The organism is Singulisphaera chitinilytica (genome assembly GCF_049331405.1).
Lineage (GTDB): Bacteria > Planctomycetota > Planctomycetia > Isosphaerales > Isosphaeraceae > PoT.
Genome location: NZ_CP186274.1, coordinates 7467892 through 7492821, shown reverse-complemented (window position 1 = coordinate 7492821; position 24930 = coordinate 7467892). Strand labels below are relative to the sequence as shown.

23 protein-coding genes are annotated in these 24930 nt (G+C 64.0%); 12 read left to right on the top strand and 11 right to left on the bottom strand.

From position 1 onward, the window contains the following. Positions 1–113: 113 nt before the first annotated feature. From ndk to ACOYYX_RS29240, 4 genes are all read right to left on the bottom strand, one after another. Positions 114–569, bottom strand: a complete 456-nt coding sequence (gene ndk / locus ACOYYX_RS29255; RefSeq protein ID WP_422926247.1) for a nucleoside-diphosphate kinase — start codon at positions 567–569, stop codon at positions 114–116. 94 nt (positions 570–663) lie between these two features. After that, positions 664–1113: a Mov34/MPN/PAD-1 family protein gene (locus tag ACOYYX_RS29250; RefSeq protein WP_422926246.1), complete on the bottom strand. Its 450-nt coding sequence runs from the start codon at positions 1111–1113 to the stop codon at positions 664–666. Positions 1114–1284: 171 nt separating this feature from the next. Beyond that, a complete protein-coding gene (gene cysK / locus ACOYYX_RS29245) occupies positions 1285–2250 on the bottom strand; it encodes a cysteine synthase A (protein WP_422926245.1) in 966 nt (321 codons plus the stop codon). A 239-nt stretch (positions 2251–2489) separates the two neighbouring features. Continuing rightward, complete coding sequence (locus ACOYYX_RS29240; protein WP_422926244.1) at positions 2490–3575, bottom strand: cyclase family protein; 1086 nt, start codon at positions 3573–3575, stop codon at positions 2490–2492. Positions 3576–3989: 414 nt separating this feature from the next. Between ACOYYX_RS29240 and hemQ the strand changes: the two genes are divergently transcribed. From hemQ to ACOYYX_RS29220, 4 genes are all read left to right on the top strand, one after another. After that, positions 3990–4892, top strand: coding sequence for a hydrogen peroxide-dependent heme synthase (gene hemQ, locus ACOYYX_RS29235; protein WP_422926243.1), 903 nt, complete (start codon positions 3990–3992; stop codon positions 4890–4892). 101 nt (positions 4893–4993) lie between these two features. Beyond that, a complete protein-coding gene (locus tag ACOYYX_RS29230) occupies positions 4994–5422 on the top strand; it encodes a putative signal transducing protein (protein ID WP_422926242.1) in 429 nt (142 codons plus the stop codon). 75 nt (positions 5423–5497) lie between these two features. After that, positions 5498–5935, top strand: a complete 438-nt coding sequence (locus ACOYYX_RS29225; RefSeq protein WP_422926241.1) for a putative signal transducing protein — start codon at positions 5498–5500, stop codon at positions 5933–5935. 123 nt (positions 5936–6058) lie between these two features. Further along, complete coding sequence (locus tag ACOYYX_RS29220; RefSeq protein ID WP_422926240.1) at positions 6059–6637, top strand: Maf family protein; 579 nt, start codon at positions 6059–6061, stop codon at positions 6635–6637. Between the two features lie 180 nt (positions 6638–6817). Here ACOYYX_RS29220 and ACOYYX_RS29215 read toward each other — a convergent pair whose 3' ends face one another. Further along, positions 6818–7219 (bottom strand): response regulator, encoded by a 402-nt coding sequence (locus tag ACOYYX_RS29215; RefSeq protein ID WP_422926239.1) that lies wholly within the window; start codon positions 7217–7219, stop codon positions 6818–6820. A gap of 273 nt (positions 7220–7492) precedes the next feature. Between ACOYYX_RS29215 and ACOYYX_RS29210 the strand changes: the two genes are divergently transcribed. The 4 genes from ACOYYX_RS29210 (at position 7493) to ACOYYX_RS29195 (ending at position 11460) form a co-directional block, all read left to right on the top strand. Beyond that, positions 7493–8704 carry a hypothetical protein gene (locus ACOYYX_RS29210; protein ID WP_422926238.1) on the top strand — a complete coding sequence of 404 codons (1212 nt, stop codon included), beginning with the start codon at positions 7493–7495 and terminating at the stop codon, positions 8702–8704. 321 nt (positions 8705–9025) lie between these two features. Further along, entirely contained in the window at positions 9026–9349 is a 324-nt protein-coding gene (locus ACOYYX_RS29205; protein WP_422926237.1) for a hypothetical protein, read from the top strand. Positions 9350–9726: 377 nt separating this feature from the next. Further along, on the top strand, positions 9727–10485 hold the full coding sequence (locus tag ACOYYX_RS29200) for a BON domain-containing protein (RefSeq protein ID WP_422926236.1): 759 nt from the start codon (positions 9727–9729) through the stop codon (positions 10483–10485). Positions 10486–10848: 363 nt separating this feature from the next. Then, on the top strand, positions 10849–11460 hold the full coding sequence (locus ACOYYX_RS29195) for a hypothetical protein (RefSeq protein WP_422926235.1): 612 nt from the start codon (positions 10849–10851) through the stop codon (positions 11458–11460). 103 nt (positions 11461–11563) lie between these two features. On the opposite strand, the gene ACOYYX_RS29190 is transcribed toward ACOYYX_RS29195, so the two are convergent. Further along, on the bottom strand, positions 11564–12475 hold the full coding sequence (locus ACOYYX_RS29190; RefSeq protein ID WP_422926234.1) for a PIG-L deacetylase family protein: 912 nt from the start codon (positions 12473–12475) through the stop codon (positions 11564–11566). Between the two features lie 269 nt (positions 12476–12744). Between ACOYYX_RS29190 and ACOYYX_RS29185 the strand changes: the two genes are divergently transcribed. Both ACOYYX_RS29185 and ACOYYX_RS29180 read left to right on the top strand, forming a co-directional pair. Beyond that, positions 12745–14574, top strand: a complete 1830-nt coding sequence (locus ACOYYX_RS29185) for a hypothetical protein (protein ID WP_422926233.1) — start codon at positions 12745–12747, stop codon at positions 14572–14574. A 16-nt stretch (positions 14575–14590) separates the two neighbouring features. Beyond that, positions 14591–15487, top strand: a complete 897-nt coding sequence (locus tag ACOYYX_RS29180; RefSeq protein ID WP_422926232.1) for a DNA integrity scanning protein DisA nucleotide-binding domain protein — start codon at positions 14591–14593, stop codon at positions 15485–15487. A gap of 48 nt (positions 15488–15535) precedes the next feature. On the opposite strand, the gene ACOYYX_RS29175 is transcribed toward ACOYYX_RS29180, so the two are convergent. The 3 genes from ACOYYX_RS29175 to ACOYYX_RS29165 form a co-directional block, all read right to left on the bottom strand. Further along, positions 15536–17164 (bottom strand): hypothetical protein, encoded by a 1629-nt coding sequence (locus tag ACOYYX_RS29175; RefSeq protein ID WP_422926231.1) that lies wholly within the window; start codon positions 17162–17164, stop codon positions 15536–15538. Positions 17165–17376: 212 nt separating this feature from the next. Next, on the bottom strand, positions 17377–18597 hold the full coding sequence (locus ACOYYX_RS29170; protein WP_422926230.1) for a pyridoxal-phosphate-dependent aminotransferase family protein: 1221 nt from the start codon (positions 18595–18597) through the stop codon (positions 17377–17379). 31 nt (positions 18598–18628) lie between these two features. Further along, positions 18629–19201, bottom strand: coding sequence for an isochorismatase family protein (locus ACOYYX_RS29165; RefSeq protein ID WP_422926229.1), 573 nt, complete (start codon positions 19199–19201; stop codon positions 18629–18631). Positions 19202–19898: 697 nt separating this feature from the next. Here ACOYYX_RS29165 and ACOYYX_RS29160 point away from each other — a divergent pair. Both ACOYYX_RS29160 and ACOYYX_RS29155 read left to right on the top strand, forming a co-directional pair. Continuing rightward, on the top strand, positions 19899–21779 hold the full coding sequence (locus ACOYYX_RS29160; RefSeq protein ID WP_422926228.1) for a response regulator: 1881 nt from the start codon (positions 19899–19901) through the stop codon (positions 21777–21779). After that, entirely contained in the window at positions 21769–22974 is a 1206-nt protein-coding gene (locus ACOYYX_RS29155) for a metallophosphoesterase (RefSeq protein ID WP_422926227.1), read from the top strand. Before ACOYYX_RS29160 ends, ACOYYX_RS29155 begins: the two co-directional genes overlap by 11 nt. A 72-nt stretch (positions 22975–23046) precedes the next feature. Here ACOYYX_RS29155 and ACOYYX_RS29150 read toward each other — a convergent pair whose 3' ends face one another. Beyond that, positions 23047–23979, bottom strand: a complete 933-nt coding sequence (locus tag ACOYYX_RS29150) for an N-acetylglucosamine kinase (RefSeq protein ID WP_422926226.1) — start codon at positions 23977–23979, stop codon at positions 23047–23049. After that, positions 23976–24896, bottom strand: coding sequence for an N-acetylmuramic acid 6-phosphate etherase (gene murQ / locus ACOYYX_RS29145; RefSeq protein WP_422926225.1), 921 nt, complete (start codon positions 24894–24896; stop codon positions 23976–23978). The genes ACOYYX_RS29150 and murQ overlap by 4 nt, the downstream gene beginning before the upstream one ends. Positions 24897–24930 lie beyond the last annotated feature (34 nt).

Here is a 24930-nt window from a genome sequence, read left to right as displayed (position 1 = left end):
GTCGCCAGGATAGCGACTTGCGTGGAGGAGGGAGCCGCAACGGCCGGAGCGTTGAAGCGGTTCCGGCCGCGGAGATTGGCTCTAGGTATGGCTCGGGGAGAGCCGGGATGGGCTCAGGCGCCGCCGAAGACCCATTCGGAGCCGGCGACCGAATAGTCGACGATCTCTTCGGGGCGGAACCAGAGGGCGATTTCGCGCTCGGCCGACTCGGGGCTGTCGCTGCCGTGCAGCAGGTTGTTCTGCTTGCTGATCGAGAAGTCGCCGCGGATCGTGCCCGGGGCGGCGGCGGTGCCGTTGGTCGCGCCCAGGAGGGTGCGGACGACGGTGATGGCCTCGTTCCCTTCCAGGATGCCCACCACGACCGGGCCGCCTGTGATGAACTGGATCAGGCCTTCGAAGAAGGGCTTACCCTGGTGCTCGGCGTAGTGCTTCTCCCCCAGGGCGCGATCGACCTGGATGAGTTTCAGGCCGGCAATCCGCAGCCCCTTGCTCTCGAAGCGCTGGAGGATCTGCCCGACGAGACGACGCTGAACGCAATCCGGCTTGAAGATGATCAAAGTCTTCTGCATCGCAATCCCAGCCCCACGAAAGAGAGTCGAGTTCAAGTCGACCGAAAGTCCTACCCAAGCAAGTTCTTAGGATTCGGACGGCTAGTTTAGCTTTTCAAGCGTCGCCCTTCAACCGCTCGAGTTCGTCATCGGGCACGACCCGCCAAGAAAGTTCCGTGAAGGAATCCTCGTCCAGACGCCAGATGCGCACGTCGGGACTAGGCTCCAGCAGTGAGACGATGATTCGAGGCAGGGGACCGTAGTGGTTGTCGCGCAGATCGGTCTTGCTCGGGACGGCCTGCCACTTCGGATGGGAGTGATAGATCGCCAGGAACTCTCCCCCCGCCTCACGGATCGTCACGACGGCCGCGATCAATTCCTGGTGATCCGCGTCGTAATACGTCTCGCTCGCCGCGGCATTTCTGAGTGGGTGGAACGAGGAAACCAGCGGAAACCTCCCCCCCAGGATGCCGCAGGCCTCCAACGGCGAATCCTTGAGACAGTGGGCGACCATTGCGTCATGAATGGAGAGGGGAACTATCAAGCCCGAGTCGAGTTCACTCATGGAATCCAAAGGCGATTTGGTGAAATGGCCGGGGTGAGTTGAAACCCGCGAAATCCGTAGATCCTCATCGAGCGGAAAACGACGCGACGTCCTGGTGACTCCGTAACGAGCCGCCGGGACGCCACGTCGTGTTCATTCGAGCCTGATCAAAAAGCCGTTGTGGGCTCCCGATTATTCGGGGAAGAGGGGCGTGGAGAGGTAGCGCTCGCCGAGGTCGGGCAGGATGACCACGATCATCTTGCCTGCGTTCTCGGGGCGGTTGGCGACCTGGAGGGCACCGAAGGCCGCCGCGCCGCAGGAGATCCCGCAGAGCATCCCCTCTTCGCGGGCGAGTCGACGCGAGATGTCGAAGGCGTCCTCGTCGCGGACGGTCACGACCTCGTCGATGATCTCCGTGTTGAGGATGTCGGGGATGAAGCCCGCACCGATCCCCTGGATCTTGTGCGGGCCAGGCTTGAGGGTATCGTGGTTCTTGTGCTGGGTCAGCACGGGGGAGCTGACCGGCTCGACGGCGATCACCTTGAGGCTGGGCTTGTACTTCTTGAGCACTTCGCCGCAACCCGTGATCGTGCCGCCGGTTCCGACGCCACAGACCAGGATATCGACCTGGCCGTCTGTGTCGCGCCAGATTTCCTCGGCCGTGGTCTTCCGGTGAATTTCCGGGTTGGCAGGGTTCTTGAACTGCTGGGGCATGAAGGCGTTTGGGGTCGTCTTGACGATCTCCTCGGCCTTGCGGACGGCACCGGGCATCCCTTCGGCGGCCGGGGTGAGGACGATCTCGGCGCCGAAGGCCTTGAGGAGGCGTCGACGCTCGAGGCTCATGCTCTCGGGCATCGTGACCTTGAGCGTGTAGCCGCGGGCCGCGCAGGTGAAGGCCAGGGCGATACCCGTGTTGCCGCTGGTCGGCTCGACGATGATCGTATCCTTGGTGATCTTCCCCTCGGCCTCGGCGGCGTCGATCATCGCCACGCCGATGCGGTCCTTAACCGACCAGAGCGGGTTGAAGTTCTCGAGCTTGGCCAGGACCGTGGCCTGACTCCCCTCGGTGACGCGCCGAAGCCGGATCAGCGGGGTATTCCCGATGGTCTCGGTGATGTTGTCGTAAATCCGGCCCCTGGTCCGGTCAGCGGTCGCCATCGCGCATTCTCCTCGCTACTCGCCTGTGAGAGTGCCGGGCCCGGGCGGCCAGGCCGCCGCCCTTGCCCTTCCATGATTACCCGCAACGCCTTTCACCTTGCGCGGCTTGCGTCGCCGACGCAGGCAAGTGGCCCTCGTTGTCGACATCCTATTAGAGATCGACATACTGAACAAGTCTGGCCGTCCACCGACCGGCCTGGCACCTGGCTTCGACCATTTACCCCCGACTCGCCCCGCGATCAACGCAAGGCGATCGGCCGAAGGCCAAATCCCGCTGCCGATCCCTTGATTTTATTGGTCGAGGCAATATAGCAAAATTCGTACACTTTAGCCTGGCTCAATCCTTCGAGGTAATGGAACTCGCCGAGGTGAACGCCCTGATCGACGAGCAGATACTTGTGGACCGGGACGCCACTCCCGTGCTTGCCAGGCGCAGGATTGACCTCGTAACCGCTCGTGTCGGATCCGACCATGATCGCCCCTTGTTCCTCGACGAGCCACTTGGTGGCGGCGAGGTCGGGGCCGGCCGTGTCGTGTTCGGCAATCTTCGCATGATCGGCGCCATCTTCACCCCAGAGTTGGCCGGTGCCCGTCCGGACCAGGACAACGTCTCCCGGCTTGAGGGTCACTCCTTCCCATGCCAGAGTCGCCTTGAGGTCATCGGCCGAGATAACGGTATGTCCCGGCAACACCTTGACCTTCTTGAACGCCGCCACGTCGATCATGACGCCTCGCGCGACGATCGGGGGGATGGTCGTCGCGTCGCACTTGCGCGGGCCGAAGTCGCCTCCCCACTCAGATTCCTTGAAGCCGTTGTACCAGTGATCGTCGGACCCCGCCGTGATGTGCGCCAGGCCATCGATCTGCGTCGCGATGTTATCGCTGATGAACATCGCGGCGGAGTGCCAGAGTACCCGATCCGGGTTCGAAGCCGTCGGCGGGGCGTCCGGATCCTTCATCCGATCCAGCCCATCTGGGCTGCGGAACGTGATGATCTCGCCGGGACTGTGGCCCGAGAATTTGAAACTGCGACGGCTATAGGTCAAGCCGAGGTCGAAAGTCTGCCCCTTCTTCGCCAGTGACAGTGCCGCGGCACGCGAATGGTCGCTCATCGCGTTCAGGGAGCCAACCTCGTCGTCCTTACCCCAGATCCATCCCCAGCCCACACCCTTGCGCCAACCTTTGATCCCGGGGTTGGTCGCATCGACCGAGGTCGAGCCCCCCGCTTCCGGCTCCTGCCCCTGGCCGGAGGGCCCGATCGAGACACCGACGGCGGCCATGAGGCCGACGATGAGGAGACCTTGGAATCTTCGTGCAACGCGCATGGGCAGCCTCGCAAAGACCGTTGGCAAAAGGAGGCGAAGTACAACAGGATGGAGAGTCGCGTATCCTAAGTACGCCTTCCAAAGGCCGCAATCAACACCATGCCCACCTTCGGCTCGAACGACGCAATGGCACGATCCAGGGGGCGAAGAGATCCCGGAGCGGCTCTCCGCCATCGCTTGGACGAAGGCCGAGGCAACGAGTAGAATTCAAAGGAAGTGAGCCAAGGAAGGGAAAACCGTGCGTTCCTCGGCGTGGTCGACCGGGACCGAATGCCCACGCCCATCGCGGCTAGTCGCGGCCAAGGCGCGACGCAGCGAGGAACAGAGAGAGGCTTGACCTGGGCTGGCGTTTGTCAGTTTCCAGACCAATCTTGCCCCTCGAACCCGAACAGTAACAGCTCAGGGGAGCCAGTCATGACGTCCGAGTCCGCCTCCACCCGACCCCAAGCCTCGGCTCCCACGCAACCGATGCAACATGGCCATCGCCCGGCCGCCTCGGCGCAGATCCCGGCCACGCTCAAGCCCGAGGAGGGGTGGCACTGCCTCCATCTCTTCTATCGCGTCGACCGCGCGATCCTGGCTTCCCTCAGCGAGGAGGCTCGCCGATCCGGGCGTGAGCAGGTGGTGCAGGCCCTCGACCCCAAGGCGTCGGGAGCCCCCGACCAGTTGCAGTGCTTCGCCGTGCCGGGGCACAAGGCCGACTTCGGGATCATGGCGGCCGGCTACGATCTGCGGGCCATCCACGCGGTCCAGATCGCGGTGCAGGCCTCGGATATCGGTCCTGCGCTCATCCCCACATATTCGTTCTATTCGATCACGGAAGTCTCCGAATACGTCCCCGACGCCGAAGAATACGGACGGATCCTCCGCGATCGCGAGGGGGTCGACCCCGAGAGCAACGTCTACAAGACGAAGGTCGCCTCGTACGCCGATCGGCTCGTGCCGATGAACCGCCAGCGCCTCTACCCCGACTTCCCCGAATGGCCCTGCATTTGCTTTTATCCAATGAGCAAGATGCGAACCGAGGGTCAGAACTGGTACACGCTGCCGTTCGAAGAACGATCGCAGATGATGAGCCAGCATGGCCGGAGCGGAATGAAATTCGCGGGTAAAGTCGTGCAACTCATCACGGCCTCGACGGGCCTCGATGACTGGGAGTGGGGCGTCACGCTCTGGGGTCGGAATCCTGCTTATCTCAAAGATATCGTTTATACGATGCGATTCGATGAGAGCTCGGCGAAGTATGCCCTCTTCGGCGATTTCTACTTCGGCTACATCCTACCGCCGTCGGAGTTGGTGGAGAGCCTTCGGATCTGAGCGGAGCACGGGATTCCTTTACCAGGGTCGATACCTTGAAACAGCCGTCGGACCATTTCCAGCGACATTGGAACCCGTCACCCGAAAGTGAGGACGCGGCGATGTGGAAGTGTCCCAAGTGTGGCACGGCGATCGAGGATTCATTCGACGTCTGCTGGTCCTGCGGGACGTCTGCCGAGGGGGTTGAAGACCCTGGATTCGTGACGGCCGACGAGGCGGCCCCGATCTACGAGCCCAGCGTCGAGGACAAGCTCGAGCACCTCGAAGACCTCGAGTTGCCCGAGCCGCCGAGCCAGGTGGTCGAGTGCTACCTGGCCGGCACCGCGACCGAGGCCAAGTTCATCGTCGATCGCCTGTCCGAGCAGGGGATCCCCGCGATGATCCAGGGGGGCAAGGTCGGGAGCCTCGGGTACATGTCCCCCTCGCTCTCGCCGCGGATCATGGTGCGATCGCAGGATTACGTGTCGGCGCGAAAGTTCGTCGAAGAGTACGACCGACGCCGGCAAAGTCGACCGGACAACGAAAAATGAGTCGAGTCGCTCGTGCCGAGGCCATCGAGGCAACGGCCAGGGCGACGCTCATTCCAGCTTTCGAGGAGAATGCACGTGTGGACCTGTCCGAAGTGCCAGACGAAGGTCGATCCGTCGTTTGAGGTTTGCTGGTCGTGTGGGACCTCGGCCGATGGCGTGGAGGACCCCACGTTCGTCCAGGCCGACGAGAGCTCGGCGGACGCCTCCCCGCTCGACCTCGACATGCCCGAGGGGGATCGGCCAATCCCGGAACCGTCGAGCCCGCTCGCCGGCGAACTCGTCGAGGCCTACTGGGCTCTCGACCTGATGCAGGCCAAGTTCCTCGCCGACCGCCTCAGCGAGGACGGCATCAACGCGGTGGCCGACACCCACGACATGCATGACGCTCTGGGAAGCATGAGCTCCGGGCCTCGCGTCTGGGTCCGTGCCGAAGACCTGCCGAGGGCCAAGGCCTGGCTCGAAGCCTACGACGCCCAGTACAACGCCGAGCACGGCGGGGCCGAAGCCAACTGACCGGCAGGGCGATTGGCCCGAGTCGACCATCGTGGATCACCGGCATGGGCCGCAGCACACCGGCGAAGCGCCGACGGGCTCGGCCCTTTCTTTTCAACATGCGGAAAGCAAGGTGATAGGCCTTTGGCTGAAATCGTCCTCGTCAGCACATCCCGTTATCGGCAGGCGCTCCTGAAGCGCCTCGGCCTGGAGTTCCGCTGCGTCGAGCCTCGGATCCGCGAGGAGGACTGGAAGGCGGGCACCTGGAACCATCGCGAGCTGGCCGAGCACCTCGCGATCGCCAAGGCGGAGAGCATCCTCGACACGGAGCCCGACGCGACCCTGATCGGCAGCGACCAGGTCGTCAGCTTCGATGGGGCCTTGCTCGGCAAGCCCGGCACGGCCGAGAACGCAATCGACCAATTATCGGCGCTCGCGGGCAAGGCCCACTCGCTGATCACGTCGGTCGCCGTGATCCACGCGGGTCAGACCTATATTTATACCGACACGACAAACATGGTCATGCGTCCCCTCACGACCGAGGAGATCGCGCGCTACGTCGCGGTCGACCAACCCATCGACTGCGCGGGGAGTTACAAGCTCGAGGAGCACGGGATCACCCTCTTCGAGCAGATCGAGACGGCCGACCACTCTGCCATCACAGGCCTCCCCCTGATCGCCCTCACGACGCAACTGCGCAAGCTGGGCTACTCAATCCCTTGAGCCCGGAGCCGTCGGGCGAAGAAAAGGCCGGGGCGATCGCGCAGTGGCGGCCCCGGCTCTTTAGTATGGCTATTTCGATGGAATCGCGACGGCCAGAGACTCGCGTGCGGGGAGAGGGTCGGAGAGTGAGCTTCCCGCGGTGGGAGGAGAGAGGTCAGGAGCCATCGAGGCCGGGCGAGATCAGTCGTCGTGGTGGGAGTCGGACGAACGTCCTTCGAGGATCTTCTCGACCGAGCGGACGAGCTTTTCCATCGCGAACGGCTTGCGTATGTAGTCGCGAACCCCCAACATCTCGGCATAGGCGCGATGTCGGCTGCCTTCATTGCCCGTGATCATGATCGTGGGGATGAGGCCGCCGGGGCGTCCCTTGAGCTTCTCAAGCACGAGGAAGCCGCTCTTCTTCGGCATCATCATGTCGAGCACGATGAGGTCGGGGCTCTCGCGTTCGGCGAGGGTCAATCCGGCATTCCCGTCGCGAGCGACCATGATGCGGTAGTTCTTGCTTTCCAAGACCATCCGCATCGACTCGATGATCTCGTTATCGTCGTCGACAAGGAGGATCAACTTCTGGGCTGGGGGCATCACTCACACTCCGGAGGTCGGTAATGCTCGCAAAGGCGGGTCGAAAGCCCATCATAAACCCAGGGTCATGGGAGAGCAAGTGCGCGACACGAGCCGACTTGGATCGCGTAACGGGCATGTCAATGCTCCCGATCATCCACCCTCTTTTCAATCACGAATGGATTGGGTCATAATAAAATATCGGCTCGGATGGAGACGAAACGGCCACGTCGCAACGCACTTGACGGGCTCGTCCATCTCTGGCTGCCCCTCCATTGGAAAGGATCGCGAACCATGACACCCCGGATCAGACGGCTTTTGCCAATTGGGTTGGCCGGGTTGTGCCTGGCCTGGACCGGTTGCGGCGGGGGAGACGTGCCCGACCCGGATTCCGACGCCAACGCAGCGTCCGGCCCTGCGGTGAGCGCAGCCCCGCCGGCGCCCGTCCCGCCTCCCGCGGCCCCCGTCGCCCAGAAGGCGAAGGACGCCGAGGCCGAGGAGGCGCCCGCCCCGGCGAACCCCGCTCCCGCGGCTCCCACTGTCGCGGCGGCCCCGACTCCGGCAGCGGCCCCGGCACCTGTCGCTGCCAAGTCCGAGACCGAGGCGACCCCGACAACAACGGCCGCCGCCCCCGCCGAGGGCGAAGCTGCGAAGGAAAGCACGGAGGGTGAAGCCACCGCGACGGCCACAGAGGATGGAGGAGAGGCCGCCAAGCCCACTTCCGAGAGTTCTGCCACCACCGCCGAGATGCTCGCTCTGGGCAACAAGGCCGCTGCGAACACGGAACCGGCGCCTGCCGCCGCGAACGGCAACGCGGGCAGCCCAGGAGGGCCTGCCGGTCCACAAGGGGCGATGGGTCCTGGAGCCTTCAGACCGGGGCCTCCCCCGGGTCAAGCCGTCAACGGTGCGGGTGCCATCCCCTCGCCAGGCGGCGATCAGTCGAAGATGATGGCGGCGATGATGCAGTCTCAGCAGGCCCGCAACGCAGGCCCTGGCGGGGCGGCAGGTCCCAGGCCCCCGGGAATGGCCGGGATGCCCGGCGTGCCGGGTGGCCCCATGTCTCCGGGTGGGCCCGGCGGCGGCGGTAATAACGAGCCTGCCGATTTCACCGATCCGCATGGCGCGGTCGAAGCCTTCCTGGGCGCCCTGAAGGCGAAGGACATCGAACGCCTCTCCGAAGCGACTGCAAACCGCGCCCCACTCGAGTGCTCGGCTCGCAACAAGCAGATGTTCTCGACGATTCTCGACCGCAGCATGACCGAGGACGACCTCAGCCAGCTCGCCGACAAGCTCGACGAATTCCGGATCGTCGGCGAAAATACCGCGACCAGCTCGGGCAGGGTCGGGGTGACGATCGGGAAGTCGAACGAGAAGGGGGACAATTTCATTCGGACCGTGACGGTTCGTCACGAGAAGGCCGGCTGGAAGGTCCTCGACATCAGCGGGCAGGGGGTCATCAAGAACCCGTTCCCCAACCGAAGCGGCCGCACTCGGGGTGGTCGGTAATTACAAACGGGCCGTCGGATTGAAAGAACGACCCTGCAATTTGTAACAGTTACGCACCCTCGGGCGATAATTCGTTCCGAGGGTTTCTTTTTTCCTCAAGATTCAGGGGCTCTCAACCGGACGTTTTCGAAAGCTTTTTTCGAATTGTTGGATTTTTTCCTCAAGTTCCGACCTTGATCTGCCGCTATCACGCATCTGAGGCGTTTGCCGCGAGTTTGATGGCGCGGAACCTGCATTCTCCTCAAAGTCGTCCAGGACGCAGCCAACTCGCCAAAAGCCAATCATCGTCATCCCAAACAGTGCCCATGGAAGGAGCCTGTTATGGTCTTGTCTGATTTGAGCTCGTACGCAGAAATCCTCGTGATCCTGTTCCAGCTCGTGGGGGTCATCTCCCTCTGCGTATGCCGACTCGTGCCGCCGGGCTCCACCAAGTGGGTGAGTCGGGCTCGTGCAGGCTTCGTCTTAGCCATGGTGGGGCTCGGATTCGCGGGTGCGATCTGTGGCCGTCAGGATTCCGAATTCGCCCTCTTCGCCGGCGGGACGATGACCGTCCTCCTGATTGGTATGACCGTAGGAAGCGGCCATGCCGAGCTCGGGACGACCAGGCGTGCGATGGTCGCGGCCGAGCCGAAGCTCGCGAGCTGAGCGACCGCGGTAAAGACCTGCATTTTTGGATCAATCGATTCGACTGTCATACGGGGCCCTTCGGCCCCGTTTTTTTTTGCGCCGCGATTTGACCGGGGCGGGGGCATGGGCCACATTTGCGTGGAATCGGGAATGCCCGACGGCCGCGACGATCGCACCTCGAAACCCCACCTCCACGACCGTCTTGTTCGCTCGAAAAGAATCGACCGTTAGGACCTGACCTGCGAGTCAAAGAAGGGTCCGGAGTCGCTGAAAATCGATGCGAGACGTTTCCGATACGCTCTAGCGACGGAACCAACGCCGAAATCGAACGACGCGTCCCGCTCGCCGTTCGTGTTCAGTTCGTCTCGGCCACAGGCGGGAGAAGGATAAGCCCTATGTTGCTTGCGATGAAACGGATTTCCCTGGCGCTGGCCGTCATGGCCGGCTCGACCTCGATGAGCCTAGCTCAGAGCCCCGCCCCCGGCGGCAACCAGGCGACCGCCGACGCGGTTGCGGGTGCGCTGAAGGCGAGCCGCTCGCTGGCCGGCACTCGGATCGAGATCGAGACTCGCGACGGCATGGTCACCCTGAAGGGTCGGGTCGCGAACCAGGCCCTCAAGGCCGAGGCCCTCGGTCGCGCCCAGCAGGTCGCCGGCGTGAAGGGCGTGATCGACCAGATCGCCCTGCCGCGTGACGCTCGCATCCAGCCCGCCCAGTACCAGCCCCAGCAGCGGGTTGCCCTCGGCGGCCATCGCTTCTCGCACGCCCCGGCCGGCGGCGACGAGATCGTCTATGACGGTGCGGCCCCGGCCGGCCCGACCACGGTCGCCGGCCCCGGCGCCCCGGTTGACGCCAGCGGCCCCCTCCCCGAAGGCCCGGCCATCGGTGGCGCGGGCGCCCCGGCCCCCGGAGCCCCCAACTACGCCTGGCCCAGCTATGCCCCCTATCCTAACTTCTCGGCGGTTGGCTACCCGACGGCCTACCCCTGGCAGGCCTGGCCGAACATCGGCCCTCCCTACCCGTACCCCGAAGTTCCCCTCGACTGGCGTGCGGTGACCCTCCGCTGGGACGACGGAATCTGGTGGCTCGACTTCAAGAAGCACTACACCCGTCCGTTCTTCACCCCGTACCCGTTCGGCATCTTCTCCTACTAAGAGCAGTAGGGTAGACGAACGCGGGGTCGAAAGACCGATACAACGAAGGCCGGCGAGGATTTTCCTCGCCGGCCTTCGTCGTTGTGTCATCCGGCCGTCACGAGGTGAAACATGGCGTTTTCGACTCGATCCTCGCGACCCTCCCGACGCCACAAGGGGAATTTGCCGATTCCTTCGGGAAATTCCTCACACCCCGAGACCTACTCGTTCGATAAGTAAACCACATGGACCGGTCAAACGCTCTGGCACGAGGCCGGAACGACCGGTCAGGAATACCGTGAATAACGGTCCCGGCGCCGCGAGGCCGGCGAGGCAGGAACGCCTCCCCCCGCGTTCGCGCATGTTCCACGGAGGGGATATCCGATGACCAAATCCGCGCGGCACCGGGGCCCGATCACCCCGCGCTGGGTTCGCGGGCTACTGATGGGTGCCTTGATGGTGATGGTCACCACGAGCAACATCGGTTGCGGCCTCGTCTACGTCTTCCGCAATATCTCGCCGCTCCACCCCACGGGGTGGTCGTTCGCCTGGCCGATCCTGCCGTCGCAGCAGCAGCGGCTGGAGCGTGACATGGAGCGAGAAGAACGCGACCGCGTCCCGATCCTCGACCCGATCCCGGGCGAATTCGCCCCGGGCACCTGCCTCGACCCGCCCAGCGAGCAAGAGGTGTGGGACAAGGTGACGAAGTTCAAGAACGGGTCGCCGCCGTTCTACGAGACCCAACGCAACAACGTCCGCTTCCTGATCGAGAAGATCGGCGACAAAGTGGACCCCGTGAAAATCTATCCGCTCGCCGGTCCTTGCCAGCTGGTTCACTGCCACTACAAGGCCACGGTGTACTACGATGAATCCTACTGGTCGGACTATCCGATCCCGTTCAATCACGTCGATCACCGGGTGGAAGTCGTCTACATCGACAAGGACCACCTCCGACGTGCAGCCGGTCCGCCCAACGCGGCAACCCCGCCCTATTGATCCGGGCCTCTCATGACCGACCAGGCTAGCAACCCACCCCGCGCGTCGACCTCCACCCGAGGTCGACGCGCGGGGTTTTCTCATTTCCAGGCTTGGTCGACGATCACTTGTCGCCGAAGAACGGGAAGAGCTTCTTCAACGTCTCCTTGTCGGGCTGAGAGCCGTACTCGCAGACCTCGAACGCCTCGGCCGTCTTGACCGCCTTGCCTTTCTCCTCGCCCAGCTCCTCGATCAACATCTTGCGGAACCGATCCGCGGTCGCCCCGTAATTGCGGGCGGCTCGCTCGCGGGTCCAGACCAGGCGTTCCTCGCTCGTCTTGGGGACCTCGTCGAGCGTCCCGAACAGCCAGGGGTTCCACTCATAAAACTGGGAACCGAGCGCATCGATCGCCTTGACCTTGGTCTCAAGGACGGAGTCGATCGGGACGACCACATCCGGCTCGAATGGGTTCGGCTTCTTGAAGCTGTCCTCCGAGTACAGGAATACCGGATTCTTCCGGAGCGCGGGGACGTCGGGGCAGAAGCTCGGGACGATCACCATGAAGGCCGCGTCCTGCACGAGGATCCCCGTGTAGCGATGGTCGGGGTGATAGTCGTTCGGACGATGGGCAATCACCATGTCCGCCTTCCACTCGCGGATCTTCCTGGTGATGGTCCGGCGGTTCTCCAGCGTGGGCATCAGTTCGCCGTCGTGGATGTCGAGTACCTCGGTCTCGATCCCGAGGATCTTGGCGCATTCTCGGACCTCGGCTAACCGCCGCCTGGCCAGGATCGCGCCGGCGATCTCATGGTGGCCGATATCGCCGTTGGTGACACTCACGAACTTGACCTTGTGGCCGAGTTTGGCCCACATAGCTGCGGTGCCTCCCGCATCAAGTTCGCAATCGTCGGGGTGGGCGCCGAAGACGATGATGCGCAAGGGCTCGGAAGCCTGAGAGGAAGATCCCCACACAAGTGAGGCGAGAAAGAGCCAGCATGCCTTCTGGACAAACACCGACTTGAACCGATTCACCATCCCAGGTCTCCCATCGAGGTCCGTGATCGAACAATCATGAGCGCGCACAGCCGTTGTAACCGTGCCCATTTGTCGCGTCGACAACTTACTGTGGGAACGACCTCGCCCGGGCAGATCGAACGAACGCCGACCGGCATCGAGCCCAAACTCTTCGCGAATCGACGATGGGTGAGCTGTGATACCCACCTCATTCGCTGACGTCGGCTTACGAGGACTTAAGGCGAGCCCGTTCTTGCCGAAGGAGGAAATGCGCGCGTAAGATCGTATTGATGAGAAACCCCTACGTCACGACCGCAGCGATCTTCCTCTGGCTAGGGTCATGGGCCGGGCCGGTGCTGGCGGACGATCCGCCGACCGGGAGCCATCCCGCAGCCGAGACCCTGCTCGGTCCCGAGGGCCGGAGGCTCCTGGGCCGGATCGTCGGCGATCCCGAGAAGGGCTTCGCGTTCCAGTCTCAGGACGGTAAGGAATCGTTGCCGCTGCAGCCCGGGATGATCATCACGATCGAGAGGGAAGGGCCGCCACCCACTGCGACCATCCCTCCGTTTCGCGTCGACCTGGGCCTCGGCCGGCGGATTTCGGGCCGACTCAACGTGCTCGACGACAGAACCATCTCGCTCTCCGACACCTCGGCAGGCCCGAAGTTAGTGATCGACCGCGGGGGCGTCCGCTCGGTCGTCCAGCGCGTCGGGGAGATGCAAGTCTTCAACGATGGCTTTGAAAGCCTGGATAGCTCGCGCTGGGGGATTACCGGGGAGCCGGAGGTCGTCGACAAGCCTCACATCTCCGGAGATCGAAGCCTCAAGGTCCCGGGCGGAGCCGCCTCGGTGACGACCCGACTCCCAGACCCCATCGCCGCCGGACGGCTCGAGGTGGCCTTCCACGACGGGGGCAAGGTCGCGGCGGGCAACCAGGCCTTCGTCGACCTCCTCTTCCGCGGCCCGACAGGCTCGGAAACGATTCGATCGGTGCTGGGATGGGCCGAGGAGAGCCTCTCCGTCGAGTCTCCCGGCGGCCCTGCCTTGGCGGTTCAAAGGCTCGTACGCAGCCCCGGCTGGCATCGCCTGAGCATCCGTTTCGGCCCTGATCAGACCGAGATCTCCGTCGACGGCAACGACTTGGCCCATGGAAAGGGACCGGGAGGCCCCCTCCAGGAGATCAGGCTCGCCAGCTTCGCGAGCGGGAAGGGGGATGATCCCGGGGGGATTGCGATCCACTTCGACGACCTCAGGCTCGTGCGATTCGCCGACGAAGTGACCGGGCTCGAGGTCGACCCCAGCCAGGATGAGATCCGCCTCGGCGGCGATCAGGTCTTCGGGCAGATCCTACGTGCGAGCGCCGAGCGCGTCGCGTTCCGGGTTGATCGCGAGGAACTCTCGCTCCCCTGGAGCACCGTCTCGGGGCTCATCTTCCGACGGCAGGCCGCCACAAGCCGCTGGATCGACGGCCTGATCGTGCTGGCCGATTGGCGGGCCGCCCCGGGAAATGACCTGCGGGATCTCGACCAGGCCGAGGGGGCCCTCGTCTCACTGACCGACGCCGTCGCCACCCTCGAAACTCCCTACTCGACCACCCCGCTCACGATCTCCAGAGACCGTTTGCGAAAGATCAAGGTCCTGAGCCGGGGGCGACGCCTTGTCCTCGACCCCACGGCCCACCACCTGGGCAACGACATCGTCCTCACACCGATCCCGCTCGACCCTCCCCAACCCCAGGGGAAGTCGTACGACCTGACCTTCGAGCTGACTGACGTCCCGAGTCAACCCGCTGTCCTGGCGGTCGACGTGGTCCAGGTGGTAGGCGAAGCGGATGGCCTTCCGTTCTCGGACAAGGTCCGGAACGGCGAGTTGCGCACGACCGTCCAGGTCAACGACAAGCCGATTGGCAGCTTGAACCAATACATCGCCACCAAGAACGAAGTACCGGAGCGGATTCGGATCCCGATCCCCGCCGACCTCTTGAAGATGGGGCCGAATCGCATTCACATCGAGCAGGCCGGCGAGGCGAAGGATCCCGAATCGCTCGACGACCTTGGAGTCCTCGAGATCGGCCTCGAGACTCAAGCCGTGGATCGAGCCACGCCCCTACAGAAACCCTGAGCGCGACTTGAAGACCTTGACCCGAAGTTTGGTTCGTCATGCCCATGCGATCGCCCGAGAAGTCGGCGCACGCGTGGTCCTGCTCTACGCGGACGTCGTTGAGGACGATCAGGATCTCGCCGACCTGATCCAGGACGTCGACTTCCGCGTGATCCTCGTCTCGAGGCGCCTGGGATTCCAGGCCCCTCCGGGCTGGGAGGAGCTCTGCGCGATCGTCCGTGTCCCCGACATCACCATGACGCGCGCCGGCCAGATCAAGGTCGCCACGCTCGTTGCGGCCGCCGAGAGCCTGATTCGGATCGGCGACCGGATCGTCTGCCTGACAGGCATCGATGGCTCCGGGACGATCGACACGATCATCGTCCTCGATCTCGGCACGGAGCTTGAGATGTTCGCCTACTCGGCGGCCGATCCGCTGCCGGCGGACGTCACCCCGGCCGTCTTCGAGCGCCTGCTGAGCCTCGCTAGCGAGCTGGGACTGGAAGGGAGAGAAGGGCGGTCGGTCGGGACCATCTTCGTGGTCGGCGACAGCGACAAGGTCCTTTCACAGAGCCACCAGCTCGTGATCAACCCGTTCCACGGGTATCCCGAGACGGAGCGCAACGTCCTCGACCCTCGGCTCGAGGAGACGATCAAGGAATTCTCGGCGATCGATGGGGCGTTCATCATCCGAGGCGACGGCGTCTTGCTGTCGGCGGGACGCTACCTCGCGCCTCACGCCAAGCTCGACCCACCCCTACAGAACGGGCTGGGGACGCGACACGAGGCGGCGGCGGCCATCACCATGACCACCGGCGCCATCTCGTTGTGCATCTCGCAGTCGACGGGAACCATCTCGATCTTCAAGCAAGGCCGGCTCATCACCGACATCGCCAAGCCCCGCGGAGGCGGTTCTTCGTCCGAAGTCCTCTGAGCGGACCGGATTCTCGAGCCGGCAATCGCTCGCCGGCTCGAACCTTACTCAACGGCCCTTGTTGAGTTCCTGGAAATAGCCGCGGATGTGCTTTTCGACGTTCTTGGGAACCTTCTGATTGGTTAGGGCCTCTTCCGAGAGCCCTGCCGAGGTCGCCATCTCACCCTGGATATCGATGACGCTCTGTCCCTTCTGGGGCGTGTTCGACTGGCTGTAACCTTCGAGCACGGCCTTCCCCTTGTTGAACTGCATCTTCTGCTTCGCGGTGTAGAGCGAAGTCGAGTCGGGAGCCTCGGGACGATCCCCCTGGCCTCGTCCACGTCCCAGGCCGTTCCCCTGACCAGGGCGGTTGTTGCCCCCCATCCCCATGTTACCCAGCGATTCTCCGAGCTGGTTCATCCCTTCGCCGGTCATGCCGTTCTTGGCGTCCTGGAGGTCGGCGAGGGCCCCGTCGAGCGACTCGAGCTCCTGGAGCTGCTTGGCCATCTCGGCGAGTTGATCCTGGGTCGCCCCCATCGCCTCGGCGGCCTTCTGCATGTCGTTCTTCTGAAGGGCGTCCTGAGCCTGGCCTAGCTTCGAGGCGAGTTGCTGGAGCTGCTTGAGGCTCTTGGCCTGCTCCTGGAGCTTCGACATCTCCTTGTCGAATTGCTCCTGGTTGAGCCCGCCATTCTTGAGGGCCTCCTCAAGCTGCTTCTTGCGCTGATCCATGTTGGCGAGCTTGTCCAACTGCTTGGACATCTGGCTCAATTGATCCTTGAGCGCCTTCTTCTCGGGCTCAGACATGGTGCCCGACTTGAGCTTCTCCTGGAGCTTCTTGAGCTCATTGGCCGCTTTGGCGAAGTCGGCCTTCGCGATGTCCTTGGCGAACTCGTCGGCCGGGCCGTTGTTGGCCATGTCCTTGAGCTGCTGGAGCTGGCGGTTGATCTGCTCGGGAGAGCCGAGCTTCTTCTGCCGATCCTTGATCGCGTCCGTGAGCTTGTTGAGTTCGACCAGCGCCTTGTCCTTCTGGGCGGGCGGCGACTTCGCGAGGTCTTCCGCCGCCTTCTCGATCTGGGCCAGGAGCTTCTCCGCCTCGGCGAACTTCTCCTTGGCCATCTCCTTGCGCTGGGATGCGATCTTCTTGCCGAGTGCCTTGGTCTGCTTCTCGACGACTTTCTTGTCAAGGGTCTCCGAGACCTTCGCGACCGCCTTGCGTTGCGTCAGCTCGGGGACAAAAAGCATGCCCGTGGCGATCGCGGCGGGAACGAGCGGGATCCAGGCGAGCCTCGGCATCTTGGGGCCGAACTTGCTGCCGATCTCGAGTCCGGAGACGTGCTTGATCGCGTCGGCCATCAGGGCGCGGCCGGCCGAGGTTGCGAGCAGCTCCTCGGGCAGGGTCAAGGCCGTGCTCAGTCGCTCGTTGAGCTGGAAGACCCGATCGATGGCCACCGCCGCATCGACACGGCTCGGCCCCGTCCAGATGGCGATGGCCGCGGCGATCAGGACGCCAAGGCCCCCCGCGATCGCGAACGGCAGCCAGTCGGCGCCAGGGACCGGGTATTTCAGGAATTTCTCGGCCGCGACGGCCATCGCGACGATGAGGAGGGCCCCCCCCCAGCACCAGACCAGCGCGGAGAGAAAACGCTGGAATCGCAGCCGACGCCAAACCCGCCCGATCGGTTTTTCGAGCTCACGCACGACAGCACCCCATCGTTCCGTAGACGAGATCAGACTCGGACGAACGTCATGGGGCGATTTTAACCGAACCTTCGCAGGCCCTGCAAGCCGGTAAGCCGAACGGATTCGGATCCTCGAATCGAAAGGCTCCCGCCTCGGGATGCAGTGCGCAGAGCAAAGGGCGTCGAGCCAGGTCGACTCGACGCCCTGCGTTCATCCGACTTCAGACCGGATCAGGCCCCGGCCGCGACGGGCTTCTGGCTTTGGGAGTAGACGTCGGAGGCGGCGGCGAGGGCTGCTCCCGGCTCGAGGGAGTGCCCGAGATCCCGGAGGCACGTTTCGAGGGCCGCGAGCAACAGCGTGACGTTCGACTGCCGCGAGCCGTAGCCCATCAGTCCGATCCGCCAGGCTTTCCCCTTGAGCGATCCGAGACCGCCGCCGATCTCGATCCCCCACTCCTTGAGCAGTCGCTTCCGGACGGTCAGGTCGTCGATCCCGTCGGGGATCCTGGCGCAGGTGAGCTGCGGGAGTTGGTGCCCCTCGGCGGTCACGATGCCGACGCCCATCGCAGCGAGGCCGGCCTTGAGGGCCTTGGCGTTGAGGGCATGCCTCGCGAATCGAGCCTCGAGCCCTTCCTCGACCACGAGGGCCAGCGCCTCGCGCAATGCATAGTTCATGCTGATGGGCGCGGTATGGTGATAGACGCGGTCGCTGCCCCAGTATTGCTGGATCATGGTCAGGTCCAGGTACCAGCTCTGGACTTTCGTCTTCCTCGCGTTGATGACCTCGGCCGCCCGGGCGCTGAAGGAGACGGGGGCCAGGCCCGGCGGGCAGCTCAGGCACTTCTGCGTACCCGAGTAAACCGCGTCGATCTCCCAGCTATCGATCTCGACGGGGATTCCGCCGAGGGCCGTCACCGTGTCGATGGCGATCAAGGCCCCGGCCTCATGGGCGATCTTGGCGATCTCCTCGACAGGCTGCCAGGCGCCGGTGGACGTCTCGGCGTGGACGATCCCGACCACCTTGGGATTCACACGCTGTATCGCCGCCTTAACCTCCTCGGGGTCGAAGACCTCGCCATAGGGGCGCTCGATGGCCGTGACTTCGGCCCCTGCACGCTTGGCGACGTCGACCATGCGCGTCCCGAAGACGCCGTTGACGCAGACGAGCATCTTATCGCCTGGCTCGATGAGGTTGACGACAACGGCCTCCATGCCCGCCGAACCCGTGCCGGAGACCGCGATCGTCAGGCGGTTCTTCGTCTGGAAGGCGTAGCGCAGGAGTTGCTGCGTCTCATCCATGAGCGCGACGAATTCCGGGTCGAGGTGGCCGAGCAGCGGCATCCCCAGCGCGGCGAGGACTCGGGGGTGGACCTCGCTCGGCCCTGGGCCCAGCAGCAGCCTCGGGGAAGGGTTGAGCGGGGTCGGAATCGCCGGGGGTGGGATCGAGAGCACGGGGATCACCTCATTCACGAGCGTACGTTTATCAATCGACGCGTTGTGGAGCGACGAACGACTTGATCAGGTCACTGATCGCCTTGAACTGGGGCCGGTCGGCCGTCTCCGTCCACTCGAACAGGATCGCCTCGGTCGTCGACACGACCGCGCCCGCACGTTCGAGCCGCCGCAGGGCGACCTCGGCATCGAACTTCGACCGCGACCCGACCGCATCGGCGGGGATCTGCACCCGATAGCCCTGGTCGAGAAGTTCCAGGGCCGTCTGTGCGATGCACACGTGGGCCTCGATGCCGGTCAGCGTCACGTGGTGGATCCGCTTCTCCCGGAGTTGATCCAATATGCCGCCCGCGCATGCGTGGAAGGTCATCTTCGCCACGCGATCGGGAACGAGTTCGGCGAGCGACGGGATCGTCGGCCCGAGCCCTTTCGGATATTGCTCCGTCGCCCAGTGCGGCAACTCGAGGGCCTTCGCCGCCTGCGTGAGCCGGATCGCATTCGCGATCACCAGGTCGCGGTCGTGGATTTGGCGAATCAACTTCTCCTGGATGTCGACGACGAGGAGTCCGCCATGGCTGGCCGTCAAGCGTAGCGATTGAGACATCGGGGAACTCCGCCAGGAGAGGGGGAATCAGGTGCCGATGCTATGTAGGCGGCTGAGCGGTTGTCAAGCAACCGCCAGCCGGAGGTTCGCGTCCGCGTTCAAGCGAGTCTTCGGGCAGGATCGAGGAGCATAAACAAGGTCGCACGAATGTGTCATTCTCTCGCTCCACCACCGGATCACCAGGTCTCGAATTTCAGATGATCGGGAACCCGTCAATTACGAACCCCCGTAGCGCCGATCCCGCAACATAAAACATTTATACATTGACAATTCTTTTTACAAATAGTTATCGATTTTATAATGTTAATTCATTTTTTAATTCCTGGAATTGATTCGCCCACTAACCCAAATAGAGGTTAGGTATGCTCTCGCGCCTCGACACAACGAAAGCGAAACCATCTCGGATCTAAATCAGCGGCCCTCAAACGTAGCAGCCCGAGAGAATGATTTCCCAGTCAGGGCAGAGCCCGCGTTCCTCGTGAAATTTGGATGAATAGTCGCTTCAGTGTTGTATCAGAGGTAATAACGAGGGCTGTTGGTGTGTGGCTCTTCTTCGATCCCCAGGAACTCGACAACCCCGGCGCCTCGTTCAGTCTCCAATAATGTTTGAACAAATCGAGGATTTTGAGGGTATATCGCGCCGATTTCCAGGCGCCTAAGGCGGGCCGGCTTGCCGTGGGTTGGGGGTGTGAGTACGATGGTAAAATTGGAACCGGGCTTCGCTGAAGTCCAGGGGCGACGGCCGGGGAACCAGGGCGACGCGGGGGCAACAGGTTTGGCTGATAAGCCTCGACTTCTCGTCATCGAACGCGATGGCCAACCGGCGTTCCTCACTCGCACGCACCTCGGGGAAGACTACGAGATCGTGACCGTGCGGTCGGTGGGCCGTGCCCTCGCCATGCTCCGCGAAAAGACGTTCGAGGGGGTCTACGTCGACACGGGCCAGCTCGCCGCCGTGCATCGAGCAGGGGTTCTGATCCAGGCCGACGAGGTCCTCGAGGCCATCTCCGACGGCGTCGCCGTGGTCGATCCCGACCTCGCCGTCACCTGGGCCAATCCCGAATTCCTCGCGCTGGCCGACCCGAGTGTGACGACCGTCGGCAGCAAGTTCTACCGGGCCCTGGGCAACCCAGAGGTCATCGGTAGCGAGACCTGCCCATTCACCAATGCGGTGGCCTCCCGGCTCCCCTCGAGCACCGTCCTCCGGATCGGGGCCAACCGCTACCTCCGCGTGACTGTGACGCCCGTTTTCGAACACGGCGGTAACCTCAGCCAGCTCATCGCCCTGACGCGCGACATCACCGACGAGACGCAGCAGCAGCTCAAGGTGAACGCCATTCATAAGGCGGGGGACGAACTGGCCGACCTTACGCCGGAAGAGCTTTCGGAGATGGGGGTCGAAGAGCGGACGGACCTCCTCAAGTACAATATCACGCGGCACATGAAGGATCTGCTCGGGCTCGACTTCATCGAGATCCGACTCCTCGATCGCCCGACCGGGCGGCTCATCCCGCTCTTGACCGAGGGGATGACCTTCGTCGCCGCGAATCGCGAACTCTACGCACGCAAGGAAAACAACGGCGTCACCGGCTACGTTGCGGCAACCGGCCAGAGCTATCTCTGCCGGGACACCGCGCAGGATCCCCTCTACCTCGAAGGGGCCGCCGGCGCCCGCAGCTCCCTCACCGTGCCCCTGACATATCACGGCACGGTCATCGGCACACTGAACGTCGAGAACGCCCACGCCTATGCGTTCGACGAACGCGATCGCCAGTTCCTCGAGATCTACGCCCGCAATGTGGCCTCGGCCCTGAACACGCTGGAGCTCCTCCAGGCCGAGAAATTCAGCGCCGCGACGGCCTCGGTCGAGGCGATCAGCCGCGAGCTGGCCCTGCCGCTCGACGACATCCTCAGCGATGCCACAACCGTCCTTGATCGCTATGCGGGGCACGACGACGACATCATCGCCCGCCTCCGCCACCTCCTCATCCGGGCCCGCGAGATCCGCAGCCTGATTCAGAAGGTCGGCTCGACCATCGCCCCCGAGCCCAAGCGTAGTACGCCCAGGCCAGCGCCCAGGCTGGCGGGGACCCGTCTGCTCGTGGTCGACGCCGACGAGGCGATCCGCCGTTCGGCCCACCATTTGCTCGGTGGAGAAGGGGCCACCGTGGAGACGGCTCGCGACGCCCACGAGGCGATCGCCCTGGCCCGGCAAACCCCATACTCCGCAGCGCTCGTCGACATTCGCCTTCCTGACCTCGACGGTTACGCCACCTTCTGCAAGCTACGGGAGGTGCAGCCGGGTGTTCCCATCATCCTCATGACCGGATTCGGGTGGGATTCGTCCCACTCCATCGTCAAGGCTCGCCAAGAGGGACTTCAGACCGTGCTTTATAAGCCCTTCCGGGCCGACCGCTTGATGGAGGCCGTGGAGCAGGCGCTCCGGCCGACGGGAGACGCGGCATCGGCCGCTTCCGCTACCTCAACCATTGCAACGGCCCAGGTAAGCAACGCCGATCAGGAAGGTCAGGACGCGGAGAGTCGGGCCACGACCGAGGTCCAAGCTCATGGCTCTTGATTGGCTCTGGCTCGCCTTCATCCTCGTCGGGCACCTCGGCGTGATGGTCGTGTTCGTGAACGTCGTCCACGCCCTCGGGATGTCGGACGAACGCATGTCCTACGTGAAAATCGGGGCGCTCGCCGTCCTCGTGCTCGGCAGCCTCGGGTTCGTCTACGCCACCACTCAGCACGTCTGGACGTCCTGGCATGTCCTGCCGCGTGTCTATGCAGTCGTCTGCCTGTGCGTCGCGCTGATAGGTATCCCGGCGACCTCCCTTTTGCGCTTTTCTAGGCGTCTTCCGCTCGATATCAGCGAGCGGGTCGAGGAAGTCAACTTCGCCGAACAGCATGGCAAGGACAACCTCATCGGCGAAGGGAAGCATGCCTGGATCCTCCGCATCCCGGGCAATGAGTCGCTCCGGGTCTGCAAGCGGGAGTGGGAGATCCTCCTGCCGTCGCTCCCGAGGGAGTGGGACGGGCTCAGCATCCTCCAACTCACCGACCTCCACTTCGCCCCCTGCTACGATCGCCGCTTCTTCGAGCTGATCTGCGAAGAGGCGAAGAAGTGGGAGTCGGACCTCCTCCTCTTCACCGGCGACCTCATCGACGACGACGCGGTGATCGACTGGATCGTCCCCTTGATGTCTACCGTCGAAGGGAAGCTCGGGACGTATTCGATCCTCGGCAACCACGACTACGACCAGGATCATCGCCGGGTCAGCATCGAGCTCGAAAAAGCCGGCTTCACCGACCTGGAGGGCCGCTGGACCGAGTTGGAGATCGCCGGCAAGACGCTCGGTATCGGCGGGACCTCGTACCCCTGGGGGCCGAGGCTCGACCTCTCCGAGGCACCCAATGCCGACTTCAAGCTCCTGCTGAGCCACTCGCCCGACTTCTTCTATCGAGCGGTGAAGGGTGGCATCGACCTGATGCTCTCAGGCCACAACCACGGCGGCCAGATTCGATTGCCGTTCGTCGGCCCCGTGTTCATGCCCAGCATGTACTCGCGGCATTTCGACCGCGGCTTCTTCCGCACCGGCTCGACCTTGCTGCACGTAGGGCAGGGGATCGCGGCCAAGCACCCGATCCGCATCGGCTGCGTCCCCGAAATCGGCCGGTTCGTCCTTCGAGCCGTCGGACCGAACCCGACCCAGGCCGACGCCATGCCCCGCGTCCGGCTCCAGGAGTCGACCGACTCGGTCCTGACATCCTGATGGGCTGAGTCGTTTGCGAGCGGATCCTCATTCGCCTGCTTTTGCGGGAGAGCGAGGATCCGCAGCCCGTCTTCAGAGCGCACGACGAGCCAGGATCACGGCCCCCTCGGCGGGTTCGGTGACTCGAACGGGTTCGGGCTCGTAGGCGTGGTTTCGTAGGTGCTCGACGAGACTGGACTCGACCTGACGAGCCGAGAGCAGGAAACCACCCGCGAGGGCGAGAGGAAGTTTGCCCTCGACGATACCCAACGACCGGGCCACGGCCATCACCATGTCACCGAGATCGCGACCCGCCGGGTCGAGCAGGTCTGCGGCAACGCTAAGATCCTCGGCCGCGGCCGCGAGAACGATCGGGGCCCATCCCGCGATGATGGTGCGGTCCACGCCGGGACCGTAGACCGCGGGGACGAGGCCGCTCGCTTCGGAGAGGTCAAGAGCTTCGAAAAAGTGCCTGGTCAGGATATCGGGCTGACTCCCGGTCCTTTCGCGTCCATCGGCTCGTCGAGCGATGCGTCGTAAGGCATCCAGGACGACCCGATAGGCGCTCCCTTCGTCGCCGAGGAGCGGGCCCCAGCCACCCGACCGCGACGATTGCCCCTCGCGATTGCGGCCGACTGCGATCGAGCCGGTCCCCGCGATCACGCCGACGCCCCAGCCCTCGCTCGTCCCCGCGGCGACGACGAGATCGCCGTCGGTGATCGTCAACAGCTTCCTCGTCAGCCCTCTTTGATCGGCCCATTCGCGAAGGGTCGCCTGCTCCTCCGGGCGGCCGAATCCGGCCAATCCGAGGCAGGCACATTCCAGGCTCCGAACTGGTTCGTCAAGCTTGGCGAAGGCCAGGGCGATCGCTTGATCCAGGGCCTCCAGGGCGGGCTTCATCCCGATCGCCCGGCAGTTGGAAGGGCCCGATCGTCCCGACGCGAGCACGGTCCCGTCGAGGTCGGCGAGGAGTGCGACGGTGCTCGTCCCACCCCCATCGATGCCGAGCAGCATGGGAGTCTTCACGCCTCTTCCTCCGACGCGGACTCACCCCGGACCGCCGCGCCAACCTGGCCACCATATGTCTCCATGCGTCGTTTCGCCTCATCGGGCTTGACCCCAGCAAGGGCCGCGACGAGTGCGACCTTGAGTTGACCGTCGCATCGGGCGAGGAGTTGAACCGCCGCGTCATCATCGAGGCCCGCCAACTCGCGGAGCATTCGGCGCGTTCGGAGTCGGAGCTTCTCATTCGTCGGGCGCAGGTCGACCATCCGATTGCCGAGCGTCTTGCCGATCCGGACCATCGCTCCCGTCGTGATCATGTTCAGGACGAGCTTGGTGGCAGTACCCGCCTTGAGCCTGGTGGAGCCTGCGAGGACTTCGGGCCCGACCTGGATCGCAATCTCCAGGTCCACCACGGCGCCAAGGAGGCTCGGCCGATTGCAGGCGATGCCGACGGTGGCACATCCCAGGCTGCGGGCGTACTCGACGGCACCGAGCACATACGGAGTCCGACCCGACGTGGCGATGCCGACCACCAGATCGTCCGCCTTCAGGTTCAGGACTCGCAGATCCTCGGCCCCTTGCGCGGAGTTGTCCTCGGCCCCTTCAATCGCACGCGTCAGGGCCGTCTGGCCGCCCGCAATCACGCCGATGACCATGTCGGGCGACGTGCTGAAGGTGGGAGGACATTCCGATGCATCCAGGACACCGAGCCTGCCCGACGTCCCCGCGCCGGTGTAGATCAGGCGGCCGCCGCGGCGGAATCGATCGGCGGTCCAATCGATGGCCTGGGCGATTGCCGCGGCCTCGGCACGGACCGCGACGACGACCTTGGCATCTTCGTCATTCATGAGCGCGACGATCTCCGACGCGCTCATGCGGTCGAGCGTATCGGAGAGGGGATTCCTCGCCTCGGTCAGCAGGTGGTCTTCGATCGCCATGGCCTGTCGGCAAGCTCCAACGCGAGGAATAAAC

Excerpts from the sequence above, each read along its gene's own strand:
- ndk (WP_422926247.1), bottom strand. The coding sequence starts at position 569 with ATGCAGAAGACTTTGATCATCTTCAAGCCGGATTGCGTTCAGCGTCGT.
- ACOYYX_RS29250 (WP_422926246.1), bottom strand. The coding sequence starts at position 1,113 with ATGAGTGAACTCGACTCGGGCTTGATAGTTCCCCTCTCCATTCATGAC.
- cysK (WP_422926245.1), bottom strand. The coding sequence starts at position 2,250 with ATGGCGACCGCTGACCGGACCAGGGGCCGGATTTACGACAACATCACC.
- ACOYYX_RS29240 (WP_422926244.1), bottom strand. The coding sequence starts at position 3,575 with ATGCGCGTTGCACGAAGATTCCAAGGTCTCCTCATCGTCGGCCTCATG.
- hemQ (WP_422926243.1), top strand. The coding sequence starts at position 3,990 with ATGACGTCCGAGTCCGCCTCCACCCGACCCCAAGCCTCGGCTCCCACG.
- ACOYYX_RS29230 (WP_422926242.1), top strand. The coding sequence starts at position 4,994 with ATGTGGAAGTGTCCCAAGTGTGGCACGGCGATCGAGGATTCATTCGAC.
- ACOYYX_RS29215 (WP_422926239.1), bottom strand. The coding sequence starts at position 7,219 with ATGCCCCCAGCCCAGAAGTTGATCCTCCTTGTCGACGACGATAACGAG.
- ACOYYX_RS29210 (WP_422926238.1), top strand. The coding sequence starts at position 7,493 with ATGACACCCCGGATCAGACGGCTTTTGCCAATTGGGTTGGCCGGGTTG.
- ACOYYX_RS29205 (WP_422926237.1), top strand. The coding sequence starts at position 9,026 with ATGGTCTTGTCTGATTTGAGCTCGTACGCAGAAATCCTCGTGATCCTG.
- ACOYYX_RS29200 (WP_422926236.1), top strand. The coding sequence starts at position 9,727 with ATGTTGCTTGCGATGAAACGGATTTCCCTGGCGCTGGCCGTCATGGCC.
- ACOYYX_RS29195 (WP_422926235.1), top strand. The coding sequence starts at position 10,849 with ATGACCAAATCCGCGCGGCACCGGGGCCCGATCACCCCGCGCTGGGTT.
- ACOYYX_RS29190 (WP_422926234.1), bottom strand. The coding sequence starts at position 12,475 with ATGGTGAATCGGTTCAAGTCGGTGTTTGTCCAGAAGGCATGCTGGCTC.
- ACOYYX_RS29185 (WP_422926233.1), top strand. The coding sequence starts at position 12,745 with ATGAGAAACCCCTACGTCACGACCGCAGCGATCTTCCTCTGGCTAGGG.
- ACOYYX_RS29165 (WP_422926229.1), bottom strand. The coding sequence starts at position 19,201 with ATGTCTCAATCGCTACGCTTGACGGCCAGCCATGGCGGACTCCTCGTC.
- ACOYYX_RS29160 (WP_422926228.1), top strand. The coding sequence starts at position 19,899 with ATGGTAAAATTGGAACCGGGCTTCGCTGAAGTCCAGGGGCGACGGCCG.
- ACOYYX_RS29155 (WP_422926227.1), top strand. The coding sequence starts at position 21,769 with ATGGCTCTTGATTGGCTCTGGCTCGCCTTCATCCTCGTCGGGCACCTC.
- murQ (WP_422926225.1), bottom strand. The coding sequence starts at position 24,896 with ATGGCGATCGAAGACCACCTGCTGACCGAGGCGAGGAATCCCCTCTCC.